This window comes from Pseudomonas sp. FFPRI_1 (genome assembly GCF_055384485.1).
Map to the genome: position 1 here is coordinate 96,693 of NZ_AP029168.1, position 23,571 is coordinate 120,263.

At 65.0% G+C, this 23,571-nt stretch carries 21 protein-coding genes; 13 read left to right on the forward strand and 8 right to left on the reverse strand.

Annotated features, from left to right (window positions below; translation table 11 throughout):
* Positions 1-8: 8 nt before the first annotated feature.
* The 3 genes from ACZ5BO_RS00445 to ACZ5BO_RS00455 all read right to left on the reverse strand — a co-directional run bounded on the left by ACZ5BO_RS00445 (position 9) and on the right by ACZ5BO_RS00455 (position 5,044).
* Positions 9-2,042 (reverse strand): ABC transporter permease subunit, encoded by a 2,034-nt coding sequence (locus ACZ5BO_RS00445; protein ID WP_177330313.1) that lies wholly within the window; start codon positions 2,040-2,042, stop codon positions 9-11.
* 469 nt (positions 2,043-2,511) lie between these two features.
* Entirely contained in the window at positions 2,512-3,495 is a 984-nt protein-coding gene (locus ACZ5BO_RS00450) for a phosphate ABC transporter substrate-binding protein PstS (protein ID WP_464697660.1), read from the reverse strand.
* Positions 3,496-3,745: 250 nt separating this feature from the next.
* Positions 3,746-5,044, reverse strand: a complete 1,299-nt coding sequence (locus ACZ5BO_RS00455) for an MFS transporter (protein WP_464697662.1) — start codon at positions 5,042-5,044, stop codon at positions 3,746-3,748.
* Between the two features lie 394 nt (positions 5,045-5,438).
* Here ACZ5BO_RS00455 and ACZ5BO_RS00460 point away from each other — a divergent pair, with 394 nt between their 5' ends.
* Positions 5,439-5,843 (forward strand): acyl-CoA thioesterase, encoded by a 405-nt coding sequence (locus ACZ5BO_RS00460; RefSeq protein WP_003229628.1) that lies wholly within the window; start codon positions 5,439-5,441, stop codon positions 5,841-5,843.
* Between the two features lie 58 nt (positions 5,844-5,901).
* Positions 5,902-6,801, forward strand: coding sequence for a D-hexose-6-phosphate mutarotase (locus ACZ5BO_RS00465; RefSeq protein ID WP_464697666.1), 900 nt, complete (start codon positions 5,902-5,904; stop codon positions 6,799-6,801).
* Between the two features lie 123 nt (positions 6,802-6,924).
* Here ACZ5BO_RS00465 and ACZ5BO_RS00470 read toward each other — a convergent pair whose 3' ends face one another.
* The 5 genes from ACZ5BO_RS00470 to ACZ5BO_RS00490 form a co-directional block, all read right to left on the reverse strand.
* Positions 6,925-7,461 carry a DUF3299 domain-containing protein gene (locus tag ACZ5BO_RS00470; RefSeq protein ID WP_464697668.1) on the reverse strand — a complete coding sequence of 179 codons (537 nt, stop codon included), beginning with the start codon at positions 7,459-7,461 and terminating at the stop codon, positions 6,925-6,927.
* 136 nt (positions 7,462-7,597) lie between these two features.
* Entirely contained in the window at positions 7,598-7,843 is a 246-nt protein-coding gene (locus tag ACZ5BO_RS00475) for a GlsB/YeaQ/YmgE family stress response membrane protein (RefSeq protein ID WP_011064289.1), read from the reverse strand.
* A gap of 107 nt (positions 7,844-7,950) precedes the next feature.
* Positions 7,951-9,033, reverse strand: coding sequence for a 5-(carboxyamino)imidazole ribonucleotide synthase (locus ACZ5BO_RS00480; protein ID WP_464697670.1), 1,083 nt, complete (start codon positions 9,031-9,033; stop codon positions 7,951-7,953).
* 11 nt (positions 9,034-9,044) lie between these two features.
* A complete protein-coding gene (gene purE, locus ACZ5BO_RS00485) occupies positions 9,045-9,536 on the reverse strand; it encodes a 5-(carboxyamino)imidazole ribonucleotide mutase (RefSeq protein WP_016967060.1) in 492 nt (163 codons plus the stop codon).
* 630 nt (positions 9,537-10,166) lie between these two features.
* The gene (locus tag ACZ5BO_RS00490) at positions 10,167-11,081 is read right to left on the reverse strand and encodes a LysR substrate-binding domain-containing protein (protein ID WP_025131509.1); all 915 of its coding nucleotides are present in this window, start codon (positions 11,079-11,081) and stop codon (positions 10,167-10,169) included.
* Positions 11,082-11,262: 181 nt separating this feature from the next.
* Here ACZ5BO_RS00490 and aspA point away from each other — a divergent pair, with 181 nt between their 5' ends.
* The 11 genes from aspA (at position 11,263) to ACZ5BO_RS00545 (ending at position 22,936) form a co-directional block, all read left to right on the forward strand.
* On the forward strand, positions 11,263-12,687 hold the full coding sequence (aspA, locus tag ACZ5BO_RS00495) for an aspartate ammonia-lyase (protein WP_123728046.1): 1,425 nt from the start codon (positions 11,263-11,265) through the stop codon (positions 12,685-12,687).
* A gap of 630 nt (positions 12,688-13,317) precedes the next feature.
* Positions 13,318-13,674, forward strand: a complete 357-nt coding sequence (locus ACZ5BO_RS00500) for a DUF6124 family protein (protein ID WP_464697673.1) — start codon at positions 13,318-13,320, stop codon at positions 13,672-13,674.
* 228 nt (positions 13,675-13,902) lie between these two features.
* Positions 13,903-14,628, forward strand: a complete 726-nt coding sequence (locus ACZ5BO_RS00505; RefSeq protein WP_464697675.1) for a hypothetical protein — start codon at positions 13,903-13,905, stop codon at positions 14,626-14,628.
* Positions 14,629-14,726: 98 nt separating this feature from the next.
* The gene (locus ACZ5BO_RS00510) at positions 14,727-15,374 is read left to right on the forward strand and encodes a hypothetical protein (protein ID WP_025131516.1); all 648 of its coding nucleotides are present in this window, start codon (positions 14,727-14,729) and stop codon (positions 15,372-15,374) included.
* A 45-nt stretch (positions 15,375-15,419) separates the two neighbouring features.
* A complete protein-coding gene (locus ACZ5BO_RS00515; RefSeq protein WP_464697677.1) occupies positions 15,420-16,439 on the forward strand; it encodes a beta-ketoacyl-ACP synthase 3 in 1,020 nt (339 codons plus the stop codon).
* Positions 16,439-17,446, forward strand: a complete 1,008-nt coding sequence (locus ACZ5BO_RS00520; RefSeq protein ID WP_464697679.1) for an NAD-dependent epimerase/dehydratase family protein — start codon at positions 16,439-16,441, stop codon at positions 17,444-17,446. The genes ACZ5BO_RS00515 and ACZ5BO_RS00520 overlap by 1 nt, the downstream gene beginning before the upstream one ends.
* The gene (locus ACZ5BO_RS00525; RefSeq protein ID WP_464697681.1) at positions 17,443-18,297 is read left to right on the forward strand and encodes an MBL fold metallo-hydrolase; all 855 of its coding nucleotides are present in this window, start codon (positions 17,443-17,445) and stop codon (positions 18,295-18,297) included. Before ACZ5BO_RS00520 ends, ACZ5BO_RS00525 begins: the two co-directional genes overlap by 4 nt.
* A complete protein-coding gene (locus tag ACZ5BO_RS00530) occupies positions 18,287-19,645 on the forward strand; it encodes a F390 synthetase-related protein (protein ID WP_464697683.1) in 1,359 nt (452 codons plus the stop codon). The genes ACZ5BO_RS00525 and ACZ5BO_RS00530 overlap by 11 nt, the downstream gene beginning before the upstream one ends.
* Positions 19,633-20,787 (forward strand): ATP-grasp domain-containing protein, encoded by a 1,155-nt coding sequence (locus ACZ5BO_RS00535; RefSeq protein WP_464697685.1) that lies wholly within the window; start codon positions 19,633-19,635, stop codon positions 20,785-20,787. Before ACZ5BO_RS00530 ends, ACZ5BO_RS00535 begins: the two co-directional genes overlap by 13 nt.
* Positions 20,784-21,923 carry a hypothetical protein gene (locus tag ACZ5BO_RS00540; protein WP_464697687.1) on the forward strand — a complete coding sequence of 380 codons (1,140 nt, stop codon included), beginning with the start codon at positions 20,784-20,786 and terminating at the stop codon, positions 21,921-21,923. Before ACZ5BO_RS00535 ends, ACZ5BO_RS00540 begins: the two co-directional genes overlap by 4 nt.
* A complete protein-coding gene (locus ACZ5BO_RS00545; protein WP_464697689.1) occupies positions 21,920-22,936 on the forward strand; it encodes a Rieske 2Fe-2S domain-containing protein in 1,017 nt (338 codons plus the stop codon). Before ACZ5BO_RS00540 ends, ACZ5BO_RS00545 begins: the two co-directional genes overlap by 4 nt.
* The last annotated feature ends 635 nt before the right edge of the window (positions 22,937-23,571 follow it).

The following is a 23,571-nucleotide window of genomic DNA, read 5'->3' on the forward strand; positions in this document are numbered from 1 at the left end:
TACCTTTGTTAAAGCGACGAATATTTCTTGCGCAGACGCTGACGAATCAGCTCGGCGAGGGTGTTCATGACGAAGGTGAACAACAGCAGCACCAGCGCCGAGAGGAACAGCACGCGGTAGTGGCTGCCGCCGACCTCCGACTCGGGCATTTCCACCGCGACGTTGGCAGCCAGGGTGCGCAGACCTTCGAACAGGTTCATCTCCATGACCGGGGTGTTGCCGGTGGCCATCAGTACGATCATGGTCTCGCCCACGGCGCGGCCCATGCCGATCATCAGCGCCGAGAAGATCCCCGGGCTGGCGGTGAGGATCACCACTCGGGTCATGGTCTGCCACGGCGTGGCGCCCAGGGCCAGGGAGCCCAGGGTCAGGCCGCGCGGTACGCTGAACACGGCGTCTTCGGCGATCGAGTAGATGTTCGGGATCACCGCAAAACCCATGGCCAGGCCAACCACCAGGGCGTTGCGCTGGTCGTAGGTGATGCCCAGGTCGTGGGAGATCCACATGCGCATGTCGCCGCCGAAGAACCAGTTCTCCATGAACGGGCTCATGTACAGCGAGAGGAAGCCGACGAAGATGATCACCGGGATCAGAATCGCGCTTTCCCAGCCGTCCGGCACCCGCAGGCGCAGGGACTCGGGCAGGCGGCTCCAGGCAAAACCGGCCACCAGGATGCCCACCGGCAGCAGGATCAGCAGGCTGAAGATGCCCGGCAGGTGACCTTCGACATAAGGCGCGAGGAACAGACCGGCAAAGAAACCGAGGATCACCGTCGGCATCGCTTCCATCAGCTCGATCACCGGCTTGACCTTGCGGCGCATGCCCGGGGCCATGAAGTAGGCGGTGTAGATCGCCGCGGCCACCGCCAGCGGCGCTGCCAGCAGCATGGCGTAGAACGCCGCCTTCAGGGTGCCGAAGGTCAGGGGCGAGAGGCTCAGCTTGGGTTCGAAATCGGTGTTGGCCGCGGTGGATTGCCAGACGTACTTAGGCTCGTCGTAGTTCTCGTACCAGACCTTGCTCCACAGTGCGCTCCAGGAGACTTCCGGGTGCGGGTTGTCCAGCAGCAGCGGTTGCAGCTTGCCGCCAGCCTCGACGATTACCCGGTTGGCCCGTGGCGACAGGCCGAAAATGCCTTGGCCGTCCACCACCTGGTCCACCAGCAGGGTGCGGTGGGCAGTGCTGTGGAACACCCCGAGCTTGCCGGCGGCGTCCAGGGCGACGAAGCCCTTGCGGCGCTCTTCGGCGGTGATTTCGACGATGGGCGCGGTGCCCATCTGGAAGGTGCGGATCTGCTTCAGGCGCAGCTCACCATCCGGGTCGCGGGCCATGAACCACTGGGCCAGGCCGCCCTTGGAGGTACCGATGATCAGCGAGATGCCGCCCACCAGCTGGGTGCTGGCGGTGACTTCGGTATCGGCGTCTTCCAGCAGTTTGTAGCGCCCGTTGAGGCTCTTGTCCCGCAGGCTGAAGACGTCGGCCTGGGCGCGCCCGTTGATCACATACAGCCATTGCTGGCGCGGATCGATGTACATCGCCTTGACCGGCTCGGTCATCTGCGGCAGCTCGATGCGGCTCTGCTCGCTGGTGACTTCACCGGTCATCATGTTTTCTTCGCGGGTCAGCTTCAACACGTGCAGCTGCGAGCCATTGGAGCCGGCCAGGACCAGCGACGAATCAGTGGCGTTGAGGTTGACGTGCTCCAGCGCGCCGCCCTGTTCGTTCAGGGTGATCGGGGCTTCGCCGTAGGGGTATTCGATGGCCGGCGAGATGGTCTTCTTGCCGTCCGGGTAGCTGACCTTGTAGGTGTGACGGAACACCAGGGCCTGACCGTTGGACAGGCCGACCACCACCAGCGGGTTGCCGGGCTGGTCCTTGCCGATGGAGGTGACGCTGGCGCCCGCCGGGATCGGCAGGTCGACCTTGCGCAGCTCGGCGCCGCTGTCGATGTCGAAGAACAGCGCCTGGCCCTTGTCGGAGACGCGCATGCCGACCTGGTTCTGCTCTTCCAGGGAGAACATCAGCGGCTTGCCGGCATCCTGCATCCAGGCCGGGGTCAAGGGGTCCTTGGCGGTCAGATCGGCACCCTGGAACAGGGGCGCGACCACGTAGGCGAGGAAGAAGAAAATCAGGGTGATCGCGCCCAGCACGGCAAGGCCGCCTACCAGGACGTACCAGCGGGTCAGACGGTCTTTCAGCGCGCGGATGCGGCGCTTGCGTTGCAGTTCAGGCGTATTGAAATCAATGCGCTTAGGGGGAGAAGTCGTAGTCATGGTGGAATTGGCCAGATCATTCATGCGCACACCCTAGCGATCCTGTATGACAGAAAGATGACAATGCAGTGACGCAGCAAATCCGCCGCGTAGCAGAGCTGGCAGCGGACAGAAAATGAGGTTGTAGGAGCCGGCTTGCCGGCGAACAGGGCCTTGAGCCTGGGTGCCCTTTGGAGCGCTTTCGCTGGCAAGCCAGCTCCTACGAGGAAGGGTCCGGGGAGCCGGACCCTTCTGCGGCGGCTTATGCGCCTTCTTTCAGACCCAGGTCAGCCAGGGCCTTGGCGGCAACCTTGGCAGGCAGTGGGATGTAGCCGTCTTTCACAACCACTTCCTGACCCTGTTTGGACAGGACCAGTTTCACGAACTCGGCTTCCAGCGGGGCCAGAGGCTTGTTCGGGGCCTTGTTGACGTAAACGTAGAGGAAGCGCGACAGCGGATACTTGCCGTTCAGGGCGTTTTCTTCGGTGTCTTCGATGAAGTCGCTGCTGCCTTTCTTGGCCAGGGCCACGGTCTTCACGCTAGCGGTCTTGTAACCGATGCCCGAGTAGCCGATGCCGTTCAGCGAGGAGCTGATGGACTGCACCACGGAAGCCGAACCTGGCTGCTCGTTGACGTTAGGCTTGTAATCGCCTTTGCACAGAGCTTCTTCCTTGAAGTAGCCGTAGGTGCCGGATACCGAGTTGCGACCGAACAGCTGCACTGGCTTGTTGGCCAGGTCGCCCTTCACGCCCAGGTCGCCCCAGGTCTTCACTTCTGCCTTGGCGCCGCACAGACGCGTCGAGGAGAAGATCGCATCGACCTGTTCCATGGTCAGGTGCTGGATCGGGTTGTCCTTGTGCACGAACACCGCCAGGGCGTCCACGGCCACCGGGATAGCGGTTGGCTTGTAGCCATACTTCTGCTCGAAGGCCGCCAGTTCGGTGTCCTTCATCTTGCGGCTCATCGGGCCCAGGTTGGAGGTGCCTTCGGTCAGCGCGGGTGGCGCAGTGGCGGAGCCAGCGGCCTGAATCTGGATGTTGACGTTCGGGTATTCTTTTTTGTAGTTCTCGGCCCACAGGGTCATCAGGTTCGCCAAGGTATCGGAACCGACGCTGGACAGGTTGCCCGACACACCAGTGGTCTTGGTGTAGCTCGGGATAGCAGGGTCAACAGCGGCAACCGCGTGGGCAGTCGCAACGCCAGCGGCGACAAAGGTCATTGCCGCCATCAAACGCTTCAGTTTCATGCCTTACTCCTAGCAGATAGGGTGTGTTAAGTCGGGGCCAAGTATCTGTAGGCCGTGTGAACACTCTATGTCTGGAATATGACAATTAGATGAAAGGCCAGCATTCCTGAACGAAGGCTGGCCTTTCTTTGACAGGCGCCGAAACGCGCAAGCACTGCAGGGCAATTACGCGATAGGTCGAGCGCAAAACGCCCTCGCTGCACGCCACATGTCACCAGCCACAAGCGGGTAGCTTGCAGCTCCAGACCTGTTAACGGCCCTTCTTCCACAGGTACAGCCCCACCAGCAGGCCGATGCCGCAAATAATTGCAACATAATAGGCCGGCCCCATCGGGCTCTCCTTGAGCAGCCAGGTCACCACCATTGGCGTCAGGCCACCGAAGACCGCGTACGCCAGGTTGTAGGAAAACGACAGGCCGCTGAAGCGCACTACTGCCGGGAACGCCTTGACCATCACATAAGGCACCGCGCCGATGGTGCCGACGAACAGGCCGGTCAGGGCATACAGCGGGAACAGCCACTGCGGGTTATCCAGCAGGCCGTGATAGAAGGTCCAGGACGTGGCCAGCAGCAAGGCGCTGCCGAAGACGAACACCCGCCCGGCGCCGAAACGGTCCGCCAGGGCGCCGGAGGCCACGCAGCCCAGGCTCAGGAAAACGATGGCCAGGCTGTTGGCTTCCAGGGCGGTGATGGCCGGGAATTTATAAACAGTCTGCAACACGGTGGGGGTCATAAGGATCACCACGATGATCCCGGCGGACAGCAGCCAGGTCAGCAGCATGGAAATCACGATGGCGCCGCGATGCTCACGCAACACAGTGCGCAGCGGCAGTTCCTCGGCCAGGGCCTTGCGCAACTGCAGCTCGGCGAATACCGGGGTTTCGTGGAGCAGGCGACGCAGGTACACCGAGAACAGGCCGAACACACCACCCATCAGGAACGGGATACGCCAAGCGTACGCCGCCACCTCTTCCGGGGTGTAGAGACTGTTGATCGCGGTGGCCACCAGCGAGCCCAGGAGAATCCCGGCGGTCAGGCCCGAGGTCAGGGTGCCGCAGGCATAGCCGATATGGCGCTGGGGCACGTGTTCGGAAACGAACACCCAGGCCCCGGGGACTTCCCCGCCGATGGCCGCGCCCTGGATCACCCGCATCAACAGCAGCAGGATCGGCGCCCACAGGCCGATCTGCGCGTAGGTGGGCAACAGGCCCATGATCAGGGTCGGCACCGCCATCATGAAGATGCTCAGGGTGAACATCTTCTTGCGCCCCAGCAGGTCGCCGAAGTGGGCCATGACGATCCCGCCCAGGGGCCGCGCCAGGTAGCCGGCGGCGAAGATGCCGAAAGTCTGCATCAGGCGCAGCCACTCGGGCATGTCCGCCGGGAAGAACAGCTTGCCGACCACGGTGGCAAAGAACACGAAAATGATGAAGTCGTAGAACTCCAGCGCACCGCCCAGGGCAGACAGCGAAAGGGTCTTGTAGTCACTACGAGTCAAGGGACGGGCGGGCTGCGCTGGCTGCGCGGCGCTGGAGGGCACAGTGGTCATGGCAAGGGCTTCTCTTATTAGTCGGTTCTGCAAGCCGCAACAGCGCTGGCTAGGGCCTGGCAGGTTCGGCACGATAGCAAATTGTTCGAATGCGTACACAGCGGCGCACAAATGACTCACAAATTTGCGAACTGGACGGGTCGTCGCGGAGTCTATCGACCGATATACTCGCAGACCTCGGAGCGCAAAGCCGCTCCTGGCAAGGGTTGCTGTGCGAAAACGCTGCTGCGCGCCCCTGGCCCTGGCCAGCGCCAGTCGATTTCGCAGAGTTTCCCTTTAGCACGCCTTAGAAAGAACGTGACGAACGTAGTATGTTCGGGCTGAATCGTTTTTCCTGAAGACGGCTATTCACCTGAAGTACCCATGAAGCGTCACGGGTCAGAGGCCCCCCGGCATGATAGAGCTCGAACAAGAAGATCCAATCCCGCAAGGCGACCTGGCCCTGCAAATCACCGCCCTGCCCCGTGAAACCAACGGTTTTGGCGATATCTTTGGTGGCTGGCTGGTAGCGCAGATGGACCTGGCAGGCACCGCCATGGCCAGCCGCGTCGCCGGTGGCCGGGTGGCCACGGTGGCCATCGATCGCATGGCCTTCCTGGTGCCGGTGGCGGTGGGCGCGCAACTGTCCTTCTATACCCAGACCCTGGAGATCGGCCGCAGCTCGATCCAGATGATGGTGGAAGTGTGGAGCGACGACCCGCTCTCCAGCGAATGGCGCAAGGTCACCGAGGCGGTATTCGTGTTCGTCGCCATCGACGGCAGCGGCCGCACCCGTTCGGTTCCGCCCCGCGCGCGTTAAACCTGGAGGCTGTTATGCGGTCCATAACAGCCCAAACCTTGCGAACGAGATCAGCAGCATGCCTACGCCCCACGTTGAAACAGTGAAACTCGATGAGCTGAACTGCTGGCGCATCCGCCACGGTGCTGCCGAACTGTTGGTGGCCCAGCAAGGCGCGCACATCCTCAGTTATCAGGTGGCCGGGCAACAGCCGCTGATCTGGCTCAACGAGGAAGCACAGTTCAAGACCGGCAAGAGCATCCGCGCCGGGGTTCCGGTGTGCTGGCCCTGGTTCGGCAACTTTGCCCGCAACCCGCAAGCCGTGCAGGCCATGCGCCAAAGCAGCGAGCCGGCACCGGCCCATGGCCTGGTGCGGGCCAGCGACTGGGAGCTGCAAGGCATCGAGAGTGAAGGCGACAGCTTGCTGGTGCGCCTGCGCCTGCCCTGCCCCGAAGGCGGCTTTCCCGGCTGGCCCCATCAAGTGGAGCCAAGCCTGAGCATCCGTCTCGACCAGCAACTGCACATCAGCCTCAGCAGCCACAACCTGGGCACTGAAAGCGTCAGCATCAGTCAGGCGCTGCACAGCTACTTCGCGGTCAGTGATGTGCGCAATGTGCAGGTCGCAGGTGTGGACGGGCTGAACTACATCGAGACCCTGGAAGACTGGAAGACCAAGGTCCAGGACGGCGACCTGCACTTCGCCGGGGAAACCGACCGCATCTACCTGGATGTTCCGGAGCAGTTGGAGATCGTCGACCCGGACTGGCAACGGCGAATTCGCCTGACCAGCGCAGGCTCGCGCACCGCCGTGATCTGGAACCCCTGGATCGACCGCGCCGCGCAGTTCAGCGACATGGCCAACGACGGCTGGCAGCGCATGCTGTGCATCGAAACCGCCAACGTGATGGACGACATCGTCACCCTGGCCCCCGGTGCCACTCACACCCTGAGCGTGAGCATCACCAGCGCCCCACTCTGACCTCACCTGCCCCCGTAGGAGCTGGCTTGCCAGCGAAGAGGCCCTCAAGACCATCGGCGTTCTTGAGGCCGCTTTCGCCGGCAAGCCGGCTCCTAGCGTTGCGCGGCGTTCAAATGCGCCGCTTCAGAGATCCGACTCCTTGACCACCCGCACCTTCGCCGCCTCCAGGGCGTAGGCGGCATCGGCCAGGTCATTGCTGACCTTTTCGATCTTCAGGGTGCCGGTCACCCACAGCGGCGTGTAGATGTCGTCCAGCTTCAAGCCCTTGGGAAAGCGCACCAGCACCAGCTGGTTGGGCGGCGGTGGCGGCACATGGATGCAGGCCCCCGGGTACGGCACCAGGAAGAACAGCGTGCTGCGCCCCTTGGCATCGGCTTCCAGCGGCACCGGATAACCGCCGATGCGAATCTGCTTGTCATTCATGGCCGGCACGGTCTTGGTGGAATACATCACCGCCGGCAAGCCCTTGCTCTGCTTCAGGCCGCCCTTTTCGGTGAAGGTGCCATTGGCTTCCGGGGAGTTGTGGTCGATTTCCGGCATCTGCTCCAGGGCCTTCTGGTCCGACTTGGGCATCAGCTCCAGCCAGTCGGTTTCCGGCAGTTCGCCAGCCTGGGCCAGGCCGCAGCCCAGCAGAACAAAGGTCAATAGAAGACGGCGCATGTGAGGGTGGCTCGGTCAAAAAGAAAGGACGGAAAAACCCGGGCATTCTAGTGCCCAAACCGTCAGCTGCGGTGAAGTTTCAGATAAAGAAAGGGGTCCCCTCCGCCCGGATGGCAGAGGGGGCTTGCAACGTGGCTCAGCTCTTTTTGACGAAGCCGTAGATCACCAGCAGGACGATCGCGCCCACCAGCGCACCGATGAAACCGGCGCCCTGGCCAGCCTGGTAGATGCCCAGCGCCTGGCCGCCATAAGTGGCCGCCAGCGAACCGCCGATACCCAGCAGGATGGTCATGATCCAGCCCATGCTGTCGTCTCCCGGTTTGAGGAAACGCGCCAGCAGACCAACGATCAAGCCGATGAAAATGGTTCCGATAATGCCCATGGCTGTTCCTCTGTAAGGGGGGATCAAGCCAAAGCCTAGTCAGCGCCTTGGCATCCTGCTATCAGAGAACGGCGGGAAACGAAGGTTCCCGCCAGCCGGTGGATTTGTTACTTGGCGATCAGCGCTTCGACCTTGGCGATCTGCGCTTGCAGGGTCGCCTGATCGGCGCAGCGCAGGTTGGCATGGCCGACCTTGCGTCCGACCTTGAAGGCCTTGCCGTAGTGATGCAGGTGGCAGTCGTCGATGGCGATGACCTGGTCCACCGGCGGCACTTCGCCGATGAAGTTGAGCATGGCGCTCTCACCAACCTTGGCCGTGGAGCCCAGGGGCAGGCCAGCCACCGCCCGCAGGTGGTTTTCGAACTGGCTGCACTCGGCGCCTTCGGTGGTCCAGTGCCCGGAGTTGTGCACCCGCGGGGCGATCTCGTTGGCCTTGAGGCCACCGTCGACTTCGAAGAACTCGAACGCCATCACGCCGACGTAATCCAGCTGCTTGAGCACGCGGCCGGAGTAGTCCTCGGCCAGGGCCTGCAACGGGTGATCGCTGCTGGCCACCGACAGGCGCAGGATGCCGCTGTCGTGGGTGTTGTGCACCAGCGGGTAGAAACGGGTTTCACCGTCACGGGCGCGCACGGCGATCAGCGAGACTTCACCGGTGAAGGGCACGAAGCCTTCCAGCAGGCAAGGCACGCTGCCCAGCTCGGCGAAGGTGCCTTCGACATCGGCGGCGCTGCGCAGAACCTTCTGGCCCTTGCCGTCGTAACCCAGGGTGCGGGTCTTGAGCACGGCCGGCAGGCCGATGCGCGCCACGGCGGCGTCCAGGTCAGCCTGGGACTGGATGTCGGCGAACTCCGGGGTAGGAATCCCCAGGTCCTTGAACATGCTCTTCTCGAACCAGCGATCGCGAGCGATGCGCAAGGCTTCGGCACTCGGGTAGACCGGCACGAACTGCGAGAGGAAGGCCACGGTTTCCGCCGGCACGCTCTCGAATTCGAAGGTCACCAGGTCCACTTCATCGGCCAGCTGGCGCAGGTGGTCCTGGTCGCCGTAATCGGCCCGCAGGTGTTCCCCCAGGGGGGCGGCACAGGCATCCGGCGCCGGGTCGAGGAAAGCGAAGTTCATTCCCAGCGGAGTACCCGCCAGGGCCAACATGCGGCCCAGTTGGCCGCCACCGATTACACCGATCTTCATCGTCAACAACCTCAGGCGACTCGCGGGTCTGGATTGTCCAGGACGCTGTCTGTCTGTTCAGCACGGAATTTTTTCAGCACCGCGTGGAATTGCGGGTGCTTGGCGCCCAGGATGCTCGCCGAGAGCAGGGCGGCGTTGATTGCCCCAGCCTTGCCGATGGCCAGGGTGGCGACCGGAATACCGGCCGGCATCTGCACGATGGACAGCAGCGAATCCACGCCCGAGAGCATCGACGACTGCACCGGCACGCCCAGCACCGGCAGGTGGGTCTTGGCTGCGCACATGCCCGGCAAGTGCGCCGCGCCGCCGGCACCGGCGATGATCACCTCGATGCCTCGCGCCTCAGCCTCTTCGGCGTACTGGAACAGCAGGTCCGGGGTGCGGTGTGCGGAAACCACCTTCACCTCGTAAGGGATGCCGAGCTTTTCCAGCATATCGGCGGTGTGGCTAAGGGTGGACCAATCGGACTTGGAGCCCATGATCACGCCAACCAGTGCACTCATCGTCGTGCCTCTTCTCTCTGGGCGCCCGCGGGCGCGTCAAAAACAACAAGCCACGCGAAAATGCGTGGCTTTGTTGTACGAAAAATGACCGGATAAACCGGCCGAAGGCCGCGCAGTATACCGAAAAAGGCGCGCTAAACGCACTTTCGCCGACCATATGCAAAACAAAGTATTTCCAGCGCAAAACCCCGGTTTTATTGACTCCAAGGTCAATCCCGCCCGCCTCGTAGGAGCTGGCTCGCCAGCGAAGAGGCACGCCCTGCAATCACCGCCATCCCGGCCGACGCTTTCGCCGGCAAGCCGGCTCCTACAAAAACTCTGCGCCTATCCCCCGTAGGAGCTGGCTCGCCAGCGAAGAGGCCAGCCCGCCGATCACCACCCTCCCCGCCGACGCCTTCGCCGGCAAGCCGGCTCCTACAAAAAAACCTGCGCCTATCTCCCGTAGGAGCTGGCTCGCCAGCGAAGAGGCCCGCCCCGCGATCACCGCCATCCCGGCCGACGCTTTCGCCGGCAAGCCGGCTCCTACAAAAAAACCTGCGCCTATCTCCCGTAGGAGCTGGCTTGCCAGCGAAGAGGCCCGCCCTGCAATCACCACCCTCCCGGCCGACGCCTTCGCCGGCAAGCCGGCTCCTACACGGCCGCGGCTTGGGCGGCGGCGCCTTCCAGCTTGCGCCAGAGCAAGCGCACGTTGGCCTTGCGCACCAGGGCGCAGCGGTACAGGCGGATCTCCAGCGGCACATGCCATTGCGCCCCGCCGCACACCACCAGTTCGCCCCGGGCCAGTTCGGCGCGCACGCTCAGTTGCGGCACCCAGGCAATGCCCAGCCCCTCCAAAGCCATGCTCTTGAGGCTGTCGGCCATGGCGGTTTCATAAACAGTGGTGAAACGCAGGTTGCGCTGGCGCAGCAGCAGGTTCACCGAGCGGCCAAGGAAAGCCCCGGCGCTATAGGCCAAGAGCGGCACGCTGGCCTCGCCCTCCAGGTCGAACAACGGCTTGCCCTGGGCATCGGCGGCGCACACCGGGAGCATCTCGGTGTGCCCCAGGTGCAGCGAGGGGAAGATTTCCGAATCCATCTGCAGGGCGGCGTCCGGGTCGTAGAAGGCCAGCATCAGGTCGCAACCGCCTTCACGCAGGGCATGCACCGCATCGCCGACGTTGGTGGCCACCAGCCGCGTGGCGATGTTCAGCCCTTCGTTGCGCAACTGGGCGATCCAGCGCGGGAAGAAGCCCAGCGCCAGGGAGTGGGCCGCCGCTACCTGCATCACCTCACCCTGCCCGCCTTCCAGGTGGTGCAGGTGGCGCACCACCTCGCCGAGCTGTTCGACCACGGTGCGCGCGGTCACCAGGAACAACTGCCCCGCTGCCGTCAGTTCCACCGGCGTGCGCGAGCGGTTGACCAGGGTCAGGCCCAGGGCCGCTTCCAGGCTGCGGATCCGCCGACTGAACGCCGGCTGGGTCACGAAACGTCGCTCGGCAGCCTGGGAAAAGCTGCGGGTGGCGGCCAGGGCACTGAAGTCCTCGAGCCATTTGCTTTCCAGATTCATCACGTCCTCCCGGACACGCACCATTTTAGGTCACACGCTCGCCGGCAACCCGGCGTCACACCGCCATTATGCCGAATATGCATAGCCCAGTGTTTAACAGCATTGGCCCAAAAATTCCCTTCGGCCTAGGATTCGCAGCGTTCCCGGCACAGACCGGGTCCCTACCGAGATGATCTCCGTCATGTCCTCCGCTGCATCATTCCGCACCGAAAAAGACCTGCTTGGCGTACTCGAAGTACCCGCTCAAGCGTATTACGGCATCCAGACCCTGCGAGCGGTGAACAACTTCCGCCTCTCCGGTGTTCCGATTTCGCATTACCCGAAATTGGTGGTCGGCCTGGCAATGGTCAAGCAGGCAGCTGCTGACGCCAACCGCGAGCTGGGTCAGCTCAGCGAAGCCAAGCACGCTGCCATCAGCGAAGCTTGTGCCCGTCTGATCCGCGGCGATTTCCACGATGAGTTCGTGGTGGACATGATTCAAGGCGGCGCTGGCACTTCAACCAACATGAATGCCAACGAAGTCATCGCCAACATCGCGCTGGAGGCCATGGGCCACAGCAAGGGCGAATACCAGTACCTGCACCCGAACAACGACGTGAACATGGCGCAGTCCACCAACGACGCCTACCCGACCGCGATCCGCCTGGGTCTGCTGCTGGGTCACGACGCGCTGCTGGCCAGCCTCGACAGCCTGATCCAGTCGTTCGCCGCCAAGGGTGAAGAATTCGGCCACGTCTTGAAGATGGGCCGTACCCAGCTGCAAGACGCCGTGCCGATGACCCTCGGCCAGGAATTCCGCGCCTTCGCCACCACTCTGGGTGAAGACCTGGCGCGCCTGAAGACCCTGGCCCCCGAGCTGCTGACCGAAGTCAACCTGGGCGGCACCGCCATTGGTACCGGCATCAACGCCGACCCGCGTTACCAGGCCCTGGCCGTGCAACGCCTGGCCGTCATCAGCGGCCAGCCGGTTGTTCCAGCTGCCGACCTGATCGAAGCCACTTCCGACATGGGCGCCTTCGTGCTGTTCTCCGGCATGCTCAAGCGTACCGCGGTGAAGCTGTCGAAGATCTGCAACGACCTGCGCCTGCTGTCCAGCGGCCCACGCACCGGCATCAACGAAATCAACCTGCCAGCGCGTCAGCCAGGCAGCTCGATCATGCCCGGCAAGGTCAACCCGGTGATCCCGGAAGCCGTGAACCAGGTAGCGTTCCAAGTTATCGGCAACGACCTGGCCCTGACCATGGCGGCCGAAGGCGGCCAACTGCAACTGAACGTGATGGAGCCGTTGATCGCCTTCAAGATCTTCGACTCGATCCGCCTGCTGCAACGCGCCATGGACATGCTGCGCGAGCACTGCATCACCGGCATCACCGCCAACGAAACCCGTTGCCGCGAACTGGTGGAGCACTCCATCGGCCTGGTCACCGCGCTGAACCCGTACATCGGCTATGAAAACGCCACCCGTATCGCCCGCATCGCCCTGGAAAGTGGCCGTGGCGTACTGGAACTGGTGCGCGAAGAAGGCCTGCTGGACGACGCCATGCTCGACGACATCCTGCGTCCGGAAAACATGATTGCCCCGCGTCTGGTTCCGCTGAAAGCCTAACCACCGCGACACCGAAACATGCAACACCGCTCACCAGGTTGAGGGACTAGACACCTCTCACCTTTTGAGGGCTTGGAGCTTCGTCTCCAGGCCCTTTTTTTTGCCTGGCGGAAAGTGCCGCGCCCGCCCAACCTCGACCTCGATTTGTAACCGCAGCCGAGTTCGCCAGGCTGCGAACGACCCCGCAGGGGCCGCAAACCCGCCAACCGGTTCTGCCTGCACCTCACACACTCGACCCGAACGGTACCCAGCGCCTGATCCCCTGCCGGTTTTGTCAGGGAATGCCAGCCAGAGCCGGAGCCGTTTCGCTTTGTTTTGTAGGGCAAATCCGAGAGAATCCCCCACGCCTTTGAGCGCCTTGTACCCCCTCGAACGATCAGGCAGTCTCGCTGAGCCGCTGCAAAATCAGCGGCCCGGATGTGGAAGTCTGGGATAAAGGACGTGCAGTCGTCTCACTCGAACCTCCCTGCCGCCTCGGCGTGGGTGAACTCGATTTATGGCGGCTGTGCGTAGGGCACCTTCGGGTGCGCCGGTTCCTTTAGCCCGGTCTTCCACACCTGCGCACGGCTGCCACCCTCTCATGTGGAAGTGAGATCTGGCGGTTTCTTAAATGCTAAAGGAACCAGTCTCATGAAAAAGCTCGTCCCCGATCCACCTTTACCCACCGATCATCCGCGCCGCGATCCGGAGCTGGACCGCGCCAACGCCAACCTGCTGGCCGCCTTGCACGGCACCCGCCATCGCTCCTTCGGCCTGCGCGACGGCCAAGGCCACCCGCTGTTCGCCGTACAGCCCCAGGTCAATGCCGAAGACGCGCTGATGCACGTCTCCCTGCTGCTCAAATGCGCCGAAGAGGTGTCCGATGAAATCACCGAACGGGCCAGCGGCATCGAACGCGGGCTGATCTGGTCCATGGTGCACTCGGTTGAAATGGCCCGCGCCGTGGTGGACGCCCTGCTCGATGGCGCCCGCCCAGACCCCACCTAAACACCGCGCCGTAGGAGCTGGCTTGCCAGCGAAGAGGCCGGCCCAGCCTTCACCGCCATCCCGGCCAACGCCTTCGCCGGCAAGCCGGCTCCTACAAACCCAAAACCGTGTAAATCCCGTGGGTGCCGCAATCATCATCGGAGCCTCGTTATAAACCCGCACAACTGCGCGCCCACGGTGGATAATCGCTCCTCTCGAACATCCGCCACTCCCGAGGCAACGCAGTCGATGGACCCGACGCACATCCAGGCCCTGCAACAGCTACGCACCCTGATCCCCATCGGCCTGCGCCACGCCCAGGCCCTGCTCGCCCGCTGCGCAGGCAACCCGCAACAGGCCGCCGAGCTGTACAAATCCGAGTTGCTGCAGGTGCTGGTAGAAAAGTCCGGCCTGCCCCAAGAGCAAGCCCGGGAACAGCTGCACACCGCCGGCTATGACTTGAACCGCGCCCTGCACGCGATTGAAGAAGCGCGCTTCACCCTGACCCAGCGCATCCTGCGCAAGCATCACCGGGACCCGGCTCAGGCCCTGGACCTGATCGCCCAGGCCTTGGAAACCGCCGAGCAGTTGCCGCGTCAGTACTGGCTGGATTTCGCACAACTGGAGCAACTGGCCCCGGCCCCGCGCTGCTTCATGATCCTGCACGAGTGGCTGGCCTACGAGGATTGGGAGGGCTTCGACAGCGCCCTGCACTTTCACCTGCCCGAGGCCATCGCCCAGTTGCGCCACCTGCAACTGGATAACCTGGCGGACAGTCTGGAACAGGCCGATCAGCGCCAGCAGCAACTAAGAGCGGCCCATGCCGAAAGCGAAAGCCCCATCGAGCTGGCGCTGCGGGTCAATCAGGACCCGTTCTTCATTAGCTGCCAGGACCGCTTCAGCCAGCAGCGGCCGCAACTCGACGAACACCTGTTCCAATGGGTGGAGCGATACATAGAGCAATTTCCAACCTGAGCAGTGAGTAAAGGTTCGCGCACACGCCGCTGCTACCCGCCCCACAGAAATCGGTAAACTGCCGCCCTCACCGAACACGGACCTCGGATTCAGCCCCCATGGAATTGCACTACCGCATCACCCCTGCCCACACCGAAGCCTGGATTGCCGAACCGCTGAAGCAAGAACTGCTCAAGGGTGATCAGCAGCATGTCCGGGCCATGAGCACATTTGCTCAGTGGCAAGGCCGCTTTATCGGCCTGGTGATGTTCACCCTGTGCCTGCTCGGCGGCTGCCTGTCGATCTATTTCCCCGAGCGACGCCTTACCCCGGAGAAAGTCATCGCCATGGTGCTGTTCGCGTTGATCTTCATCCCCTTGTGGTGGCGCTTTTCCGGGCGCTGGATCAAGCACCTGCAAAACCGAATTGCTGCCACCCCGATCAAACCCCAGGCGCCCTTGCGCGGGTTGAGTCAGCACTTGATCGAAACCAGGCTGCGAGTCGTCGAAGGCACCTATTACCTGAACTTCGACCACCAGGGCTTCACCCTGCTCAACGCCCGCGGAGGTCAGAGCAGCCTGGCCTGGGATCAGATCGTACGCGTGCAGGAAATAGCCGATTTCTACCTCGTGGCTGACGCCGATATGGTGCGCCAGGGTACGGCCTGCTTCATCGCCAAACACAGTGACCTGATGCCGGTCGAGGAATACCAGCAAAAGCTGCAGGGGTTTCTGAGCAAATGCCCAGTGGCGCCTTCAGCCAACTGAGCGCACCTCGCAACACCCCCTCGATGCCCCACAAATGGAATTTGCATGCACACATCAGCGTCCCCCCTGCGCCCGGCCCGCACTCTGGCCATCCTCGGCAGCGGCCATGCCCTGCCGCAGCGCGTGGTCACCAGTGCCGAACTGGACAGCCAGCTCGGCCTGGAATCCGGCAGCGTGGCGCGCATCAGCGGTGTGCAGCAGCGCCATGTCGCCGGCCCCGCGGACAACGCCGCCAGCCTCGGTGCCAGTGCTGCACGCCAGGCCCTGCACGCAGCAGGCCTGACGCTTGAACAGCTGGACCTGATCGTCTGCGCCAGCGGCACCATGGACCAGGGCATGCCCTGCAACGCCGCGCTGCTGCAGCGGGAGCTGGGCCTGGGGCAGTCGGGCATTCCGGCCATGGACATCAACGCCAGTTGCCTGGGCTTTATCGCCGCCCTGGACACCCTGTCCTGGCCAATCCAGGCCGGGCATTACCGGCGCGTGCTGCTGGTGTGCGCCGATATCGCCTCCTGCGGCCTGGACTGGCAGCAGGTGGAGGTCAGCGGCATCTTCGGCGACGGCGCGGCGGCGGTGGTGCTGGGGGCCGGTGACGGCGGGCAGAAGATCCTCGCCTCGCGCCTGAAGACCTACGCCGAAGGCGCCGCGCTGTGCCAGATCCCAGCCGGCGGTTCGCGCTTTCATCCGCGGCGCATCGAGGTGCCCTTCGAGCCCCTGACCAGCTTCGCCATGCAAGGCAAAGGGGTGTTCCGCCTCGCCGCCAAGCACCTGCCCGAGCTGATGGACGACCTGCTCCAGCAAGCTGCATTGCCCCTGGAGCGGATCGACTGGGTGATCCCCCATCAGGCCAGCCAGCAGGCCATGCAGCACGCAGCCAAGCGCCTGAGCCTGAGGCCGGAACAGGTCATCGATATCTTTGCCCGACACGGCAACCAGGTGGCGGCGTCCCTGCCCACCGCCCTGGACATCGCGGTGCGCGACGGGCGCATTCAACGCGGGCAAACCCTGATGCTGATCGGTACCGGCGCGGGCTTGTCCCTCGGCGGCCTGATCCTGGAGTTCTGATGAAGATCCTGGTCACCGGCGGCACCGGTTTTATTGGCCGGCATCTGGTCTGGAAGCTGGCCGCCGAGGGCTGCGAAGTGCAGTTCAGCGGGCGCAACCCCGAGGCGGCGGCGCAAGTCATCGCCCACAGCCCGGCGCCGGTGCGCTGGCTGCCCCTGGAACACGGCAGCCGCCAGGCCAAACGCCTGCTGACCGACGCCAGCCGCGAGCACGACGCCATCGTCCATTGCGCGGCGCTGTCCTCGCCCTGGGGTTCGCCCCAGGCGTTTGCCCGGGCCAACCTCGACTCCACCGCCGAGGTGATCCACGCCTGCCGGGACAACCGCATTACGCGGCTGGTGCACATCTCCACCCCGAGCCTGTACTTCAACTTCAGCGACCGCCTGGGCATCCGCGAAGACCAGCCGCTGCCGCCACCGGTGAACGACTACGCCCGCAGCAAGGCCCAGGCCGAAACCCTGCTGGGCCAAGCCGGCTTGCCGGAATGCGTGATCCTGCGGCCCCGGGCGGTATTCGGCCCCTGGGACGCGACCCTGATGCCGCGTCTGCTGCGGGTGATGCAGCGCGGGGCGATTCCGCTGATGCGCGGCGGCCGGGCGCAGCTGGACCTGACCTGCGTCGACAATCTGGTGCACGCGGTGTGGCTGGCCCTGACCCGACCCCTGCCGCGCCCGCTGTGCGTCTACAACCTGAGCAACGCCACGCCCCTGGCCTTCAAGGACTTGCTGCAACAGATGGCCGAGCACTTCCAATTGCCACTGCGCACCCGCCGCCTGCCCTGGCCCCTGGTGCACGGCGTGGCACAGTTGCTGGAGCTCAAGGCGCGCCTGGGCAGCGGCGCTGAACCCTTGATCACCCGCTATGGCGCAGGCGTCCTGGCCTTCAGCCAGACCCTGGACATCAGCGCCATCCAGCGCGAGCTGGGCTACCACCCGGTGATCAGCCAGGAACAGGGCATCGCCCAGCACGCCCAATGGTGGCTGGCCCAACAGAGGCAACGACCATGAGCCGCCGCGTTAGCTTGAAGATCCTTCGGGCCGGCTGGTGCCAGCATCTGGAATGCATGGCCGACCGCGGCGGGCGCCTGGCGCCGGTGCAGTTCCCGGCCTTGTGCGGGCTGATCCAGCACCCGGACCACGGCTGGATCCTCTACGACACCGGCTACGCCGAGCACTTCTTCCAGGCCACCCGCGTCCTGCCCGAACGCCTGTACCGCAGCGCGGTGCCGGTGCAGCTACCGGTGGCGGAGCAACTGGGCGCGCAGTTGCACGAGCTGGGCATCGGCCCGGGGGATATCCGCCATGTGATCATTTCCCACTTCCACGCCGACCATATCGCCGGCCTGCGGGACTTCAGCAATGCCCGTTTCATCGCCCTGCAGGCCGATTACCAGCATATCGACAACCTGCGCGGCCAGCGTTGGCGCGCCACCCTCGGCGGCCATCTGCCGGGGTTGCTGCCGGACGACTTCAGCGCCCGCCTGCGCCTGGCCGACGCCAGCCCCAGCTGTGCGCTACCGGGCTGGATGGCGCCCTTCGAGCAGGGCCTGGACCTGTTCGGCGATGGCAGCCTGATCGGCGTGCCGCTGCCGGGGCACAGCGCCGGCCAGCTGGGCCTGTTCATCGCCGACGCCCAGGGGCGGCCGGTATTTCTGGTGGCCGACGCCTGCTGGTCAGTGCCGGCCTGCCGCGCCGAGCGCCTGCCGGCCGCACCGGCGCTGTGGTTTGCCAGCGCCGACCGCCAGCAATACCTGCGCACCTACAGCGGCCTGGGCCAGCTGATCCGCCGGGAACCGGCGGTGGCGGTGCTGCCGTCCCATTGCACCCAGGCCTGGGAGGCGTTCGCCAATGAACAGTGAACGCCTGCTGGGCACCCTGCGCAGCATCGGTGCCTTTGTGTTCAGCCGCTATGCCCTGCGCTTTCGTCGTCGCGAGCGGCTGGAAGCCTGGCAGGCAAGACGCCTGCGGCACTTCATGGCCAAGGTCATGCCTGGCGGCGAGCGCTTCAGGGGGCTGGTCAACGACGGCCTGCACAGCTTGCCGATCATGGACAAGGCCAGCCTGATGAGCGATTTCGCCGGCTTCAACACCCGTGCCCTGAGCCTGGAGCAGGTGCTGCCGGTGGCCTTGCAAGCCGAGCACTCCCGGGACTTCAGCCCGACCCTGGGGGACATCACCGTGGGCCTGTCCAGCGGCACTTCGGGGGCCCAGGGGGTGTTCCTGGTCAGCAGCGCGGAACGCCAGCGCTGGGCCGGGATTCTGCTGGCGCGAACCCTGCCCCGGGCCCTGCTGCCACGGTTGCTGTGCCCCTGGTTGGCACCGCTGCGCATCGCCTTTTTCCTGCGGGCCAACAGCCGCCTGTACACCACCCTGGCCAGCCGTCGCATCGACTTCGCCTTTCATGACCTGACCCTGGGCCTGAGCGCCTCCCTGGAGCGCCTGAACCAGCAGAACCCGGACGTGCTGGTGGCCCCGGCCACGGTGCTGCGCGGGTTGGCCCAGGCGGCCCTGGCCGGGCAGCTGACGATCCGCCCACGGCACATCCTGTCGGTGGCCGAAGTGCTGGAAAGCACTGACGCCGAGGTGGTGCAGCAGGCCTTCGGCCTCAAGCCCCAGCAGATCTATCAGGCCAGCGAGGGCTTTCTTGGCTACACCTGCGAGGCCGGCACCCTGCACCTGAATGAAAGCCACCTGCACATCGAGCCGCAGTGGCTGGACCCGGAACGCACGCGCTTTCAGCCGATCATCACCGACTTTTCCCGGCGTACGCAGTTGATCGTGCGTTATCGCCTCAATGACATCTTGCGGGTGGCCAGCGCGCCCTGCCCCTGCGGCCGCGCGGAGCGGGCGATTGCCGCCGTGGAGGGCCGCGCCGACGAAATCCTCTGGCTACCAAGGCTCGACGGCCAGCAACTGGCACCGCTCTACCCCGATGTGTTGCGCCGCGCCTTGCTGATGCTCGGGGCGACGCTTGAAGAATATCAAATCCACCAGCGCGGGCTGCTCTGGCAGGCCAACCTGCGCACCTCGGGCGACTACCCCGCCCTGTGCCAACGCTTGACCGAGGCCCTGAGCGCACTCTGCGCGCAACAGGGGCTGCAGACGCCGAGCCTGAGCTTCGGCCACTGGCAGGCCCCGCCCCCCCAAACGAAAAGACGCCGCCTGCTGATGCTGCAACTACCCGAGGAACTGCCATGCGTGTATTGATTCTTGGCGCCCGGGCCCCGGCCTGCCTGGAATGGGCCCGGGCGTTCAAGCAAGCCGGCTGGACGGTGACCGTGGCCGATTCCCTGGCCCAGCCCCTGAGCCGTTTCAGCCGCGCCGCCGAACACTTCGTGCGCCTGCCGGAACCCCGGCACGATCCCCAGGCCTGGATCGAGGCCCTGGCCGTGGTCATCCGCCAGCAGGCCATCGACCTGCTGCTGCCCACCTGCGAAGAGGTGTTCTACCTGGCCCACGGCCTGGAGCGCTTGCGGCCTTTGTGCCGGGTGTTCACCAGCGATTTCGAGCTGCTGCACCGCCTGCACCACAAGGGCGATTTCGCGGCCATGACCCAGGGCTGGGCCGTGGCCGCACCGCCGACCCAGGTGTTGCATGACCCGGCCGCGTTGCAGGCCCTGGCCGCCGAACACGATGCCCTGGTGTTCAAGCCGGCCTATTCGCGTTTCGCCTCCCAGACCCTGATCCGCCCGAGCCCGGCGCAACTGGCCAAGGTCCGACCCAGCGCCGAGGCCCCCTGGGTGGCCCAGCGCTTTGTCCCCGGCCAGGAATACTGCAGCTTCAGCGTGTTGGTGGACGGCCAGTTGCGCGCCCACAGCAGCTACCAGCCGCGCTACCGGGTCGGGCGCGGCTCGGGGATCTACTTTCACAGCTGCGCCCCGGCGCCGATCCGCGCCTTCCTGGAGCAGTTCGGCCAGGCCACCGGCTACACCGGGCAAGTGGGCTTTGATTTCATCGAGGACCAGCACGGCCGCTTCCACGTCCTGGAGTGCAACCCCAGGGCCACCAGCGGCGTGCACCTGTTCGACGACCAGCGCGAACAACTGGTGGCGGCGCTGGGCATTGAGGCCGGCACGGCGCTGCAGGCCACCCTGGAACCGCGGATGATCGCCCTGGCCATGCTGCTTCTGGCGGCGCCGCAACGGGCCTTGAGCCGCGCGTTCTGGCACGACTATCGGCAAGCCCGGGACGTGATCGTCCAGGACGGCGACCGCGGCCCCCTCACCGCCCAGGTACTGAGCCTGGCGGAAATCATCGGCCGCGCCCTGACCCGCCGCTGTGGGCTGCTGGCCGCCTCCACCGCCGATATCGAGTGGAACGGCCAACCCCTGGAGGCGCCGCGCCCATGAAGCTGTTGCTGCCCGAACAACTGGCTCAGCAGCCACCCAGCGCCGACGACAGCCACGCCCGACATTACGTGCGCACCTGCGCCGGTGGCGCGCTGATCGGCAACGTCAGCACCGCCCTGGCCCTGCTGGATACCGGCCGCCAGCAGTTCCCGGTGAGCATCAACCATGGCCACGACCCTGTGGATAACTGCTACGTGGTGTCGCCGCAGACCGCCTACAGCGGCTATGCCCGGGAAGAGCTGCAACGCCTGAAGCGACCCTGGCTGGCCTGGCCACTGAAGCTGCTGACCCAGGGCGTCGACCGGCTGCTGAGCGTGGCCAAGGTCGATCGCCTGGTGCAGGTCAACAACTGGCTGCTGTCCACCAACCTCTACCCGGCCGACTGGGATGGCGCGGATTTGCCGGCGATCACCGAGCTGCTGCGCCGGGAGTTTCCCGACCACGGCTTCGGCTTCCGCTCCCTCAACGATTTCAGCAACCTCGAACTGCGCAAGCGCCTGCAAACCCTGGGCTACCTGGCGATTCCCAGCCGCCAGGTGTACCTGTTCGACGGGCGCGACGGCGAAGACTCGGCCTTCCTGCGCCATCACAACACCCGCATGGACGCCACCCTGCTGCGCCGCAGCCCTTATACGGTGGTGCCCGGCAGCGAGCTGAACGAGGCCGACTTCCAGCGTATCGAACAGCTGTACAACCTGCTCTACCTGGACAAGTACAGCCGCCTCAACCCCCACTACAGCGCCCAATGGCTGCAACGCGGGCAGGCCGAGGGCTGGCTGGAAGTGCGCGCCCTGCGCAACGCCGAAGGGCGCATCGACGGCGCCCTGGGCTGGTTCGCCAACAGCGCCCTGATCAGCACCCCCATCGTCGGCTACGACACCGCCCTGCCTCAGCGCGCCGGCCTGTACCGGCAACTGACAAGGCTGTGCCTGCAAGAAGCGGTGAACCGCCGCCAGGTGCTCAACTTCAGCTCCGGCGCCGCCGCCTTCAAGCGCCTGCGGGGCGGTGAGCCAGAGATCGAATACAGCCTGATCCACGTCGCCCACCTGCCCTGGTCGCGAAGGCTGGTGTGGCAATTGATGGGCCTGCTGCTGCAACAGATCGGCGTACCACTGATGAGGAAGCTCAAACTGTGAACAGTCACTCGGGCTGGTGGCCCGTCGCCCTGAGCCGGCAACTGCAACGCCAACCCCTGGCCTGCACCCTGCACGGCGTGCCGCTGGTGCTGTTCCGCGATGCCGAAGGCGCCCCCTCCGTGCTGCCGGACCGCTGCCCCCATCGCTTTGCGCCCCTGAGCGCCGGTCGGGTGCGCGACGGAGAGATCCAGTGCCCCTACCACGGCTGGCGATTCGACCCCCAGGGCCGCTGCACGCACCTGCCCGGCCAGGAGCAGCAGCGCTGCAGCCAACCGCTGCTGCAACCCTTGCACAGTTGCGAAGCCCAGGGGCTGGTGTGGGCCAGCCTTGCCGCCGAACCACCGAGCACCGCTCCGGTGGCCGCCGCCGAACAGGCCCAGGCCCTGGACGTGTTCTGGATCAGAGACCGGGTGCGCTGCACCTTGCAGGACGCCGCGGAGAACTTCCTCGACGGCTTCCACACCCACTTCGTGCACGCCGGCTGGATTCGCCACGACCGCCAGCGCCAGCGTATTCGCGCCTGGGTGCATCAGCTGGAGGATGGGGTTGAAGCGCAGTACAGCGAAGAAGGCACCCAATCCGGGCTGATCTCCCGGCTGTTCGAAGGCGAACGCGGCATCAGCATGGGGCGCTTCCGCCTGCCCGGGCTGGCGGAAATCGAATACCGCGACCGCCAGGGCCGGCTCAACCTGCTGGTCAGCGCCTGGCTGAGCCCGGCCGCCGAGGGTGAACTGCGCCTGTTCGCGCGCATCGCCACGGCCCGCGGCCGCACGCCGGGCTGGCTAAAGCGCGGCGTGCTGCAGCCCTTGTTCAAGGTGATCCTCAAGCAGGACCGGCAGATCCTGGAGAAAGTCAGCGCCAACCAGCAGCGCTTCGCCCAGGTGCCGCTGCGCTGGCAGCGGCCAAGCCCTTTGGACAGTTCGCTGGATCTGCTGGGGCCGTGGATTCGCCAGTTGCTGGAACAGGGTGAGTTGCAGGGCTTCCAGGAGCGGCATGAGGAGTTTCTGCTCTGAAAGGTAGGAGCCGGCTTGCCGGCGATGGCGGTCTTGCAGGCCTCTTCGCTGGCGAGCCAGCTCCTACAGCTGGCAGAGGGATCGGCGGGGGCCGTAGGAGCCGGCTTGCCGGCGATGGCGATCTTGCGGGCCTCTTCGCTGGCAAGCCAGCTCCTACAGCTGGCAGGGGGATCGGGGGGAGTCTGTAGGAGCCGGCTTGCCGGCGATGGCGGTCTTGCGGGCCCCTTCGCTGGCAAGCCAGCTCCTACAGCTGGCAGGGGGATCGGGGGGAGTCTGTAGGAGCCGGCTTGCCGGCGATGGCGATCTTGCGGGCCTCTTCGCTGGCAAGCCAGCTCCTACAGCTGGCAGGGGGATCGGGGGGAGGTGCGGTTCTCGGGACGCCTGTTCGCGGGGGTTTGCGGGCCAGGACAAGAACCGATTCAGCCTGCCGCCCTGCCTGCCGTTCCTCGGCTCGACGCACTATATGCAGACGGCGAGCCCGCGCACCGGTATAGTGCGCCCCCTCTTCACGTGGACAGCCGTCGGTAACGAGGCTCAATCCCACGGGAAACCCGAACTAATAACAACCCGCGAATAGAGAACCGGGACGAACAATCGCCCCACCGCTTTGCCGTGCGTGCAATCAGCGGTGTAAC

What these genes read in the sequence shown, in the direction of transcription:
- ACZ5BO_RS00480 (WP_464697670.1), bottom strand. Translation starts at nt 9,033, where the DNA reads ATGAAGATCGGTGTAATCGGTGGCGGCCAACTGGGCCGCATGTTGGCC.
- ACZ5BO_RS00520 (WP_464697679.1), top strand. Translation starts at nt 16,439, where the DNA reads ATGAAGATCCTGGTCACCGGCGGCACCGGTTTTATTGGCCGGCATCTG.
- ACZ5BO_RS00450 (WP_464697660.1), bottom strand. Translation starts at nt 3,495, where the DNA reads ATGAAACTGAAGCGTTTGATGGCGGCAATGACCTTTGTCGCCGCTGGC.
- ACZ5BO_RS00525 (WP_464697681.1), top strand. Translation starts at nt 17,443, where the DNA reads ATGAGCCGCCGCGTTAGCTTGAAGATCCTTCGGGCCGGCTGGTGCCAG.
- ACZ5BO_RS00460 (WP_003229628.1), top strand. Translation starts at nt 5,439, where the DNA reads ATGATAGAGCTCGAACAAGAAGATCCAATCCCGCAAGGCGACCTGGCC.
- ACZ5BO_RS00490 (WP_025131509.1), bottom strand. Translation starts at nt 11,081, where the DNA reads ATGAATCTGGAAAGCAAATGGCTCGAGGACTTCAGTGCCCTGGCCGCC.
- ACZ5BO_RS00510 (WP_025131516.1), top strand. Translation starts at nt 14,727, where the DNA reads ATGGAATTGCACTACCGCATCACCCCTGCCCACACCGAAGCCTGGATT.
- ACZ5BO_RS00470 (WP_464697668.1), bottom strand. Translation starts at nt 7,461, where the DNA reads ATGCGCCGTCTTCTATTGACCTTTGTTCTGCTGGGCTGCGGCCTGGCC.
- ACZ5BO_RS00455 (WP_464697662.1), bottom strand. Translation starts at nt 5,044, where the DNA reads ATGACCACTGTGCCCTCCAGCGCCGCGCAGCCAGCGCAGCCCGCCCGT.
- ACZ5BO_RS00465 (WP_464697666.1), top strand. Translation starts at nt 5,902, where the DNA reads ATGCCTACGCCCCACGTTGAAACAGTGAAACTCGATGAGCTGAACTGC.
- ACZ5BO_RS00530 (WP_464697683.1), top strand. Translation starts at nt 18,287, where the DNA reads ATGAACAGTGAACGCCTGCTGGGCACCCTGCGCAGCATCGGTGCCTTT.
- aspA (WP_123728046.1), top strand. Translation starts at nt 11,263, where the DNA reads ATGTCCTCCGCTGCATCATTCCGCACCGAAAAAGACCTGCTTGGCGTA.
- ACZ5BO_RS00500 (WP_464697673.1), top strand. Translation starts at nt 13,318, where the DNA reads ATGAAAAAGCTCGTCCCCGATCCACCTTTACCCACCGATCATCCGCGC.
- ACZ5BO_RS00540 (WP_464697687.1), top strand. Translation starts at nt 20,784, where the DNA reads ATGAAGCTGTTGCTGCCCGAACAACTGGCTCAGCAGCCACCCAGCGCC.
- ACZ5BO_RS00445 (WP_177330313.1), bottom strand. Translation starts at nt 2,042, where the DNA reads ATGCAGGATGCCGGCAAGCCGCTGATGTTCTCCCTGGAAGAGCAGAAC.
- purE (WP_016967060.1), bottom strand. Translation starts at nt 9,536, where the DNA reads ATGAGTGCACTGGTTGGCGTGATCATGGGCTCCAAGTCCGATTGGTCC.
- ACZ5BO_RS00475 (WP_011064289.1), bottom strand. Translation starts at nt 7,843, where the DNA reads ATGGGCATTATCGGAACCATTTTCATCGGCTTGATCGTTGGTCTGCTG.
- ACZ5BO_RS00535 (WP_464697685.1), top strand. Translation starts at nt 19,633, where the DNA reads ATGCGTGTATTGATTCTTGGCGCCCGGGCCCCGGCCTGCCTGGAATGG.
- ACZ5BO_RS00515 (WP_464697677.1), top strand. Translation starts at nt 15,420, where the DNA reads ATGCACACATCAGCGTCCCCCCTGCGCCCGGCCCGCACTCTGGCCATC.
- ACZ5BO_RS00505 (WP_464697675.1), top strand. Translation starts at nt 13,903, where the DNA reads ATGGACCCGACGCACATCCAGGCCCTGCAACAGCTACGCACCCTGATC.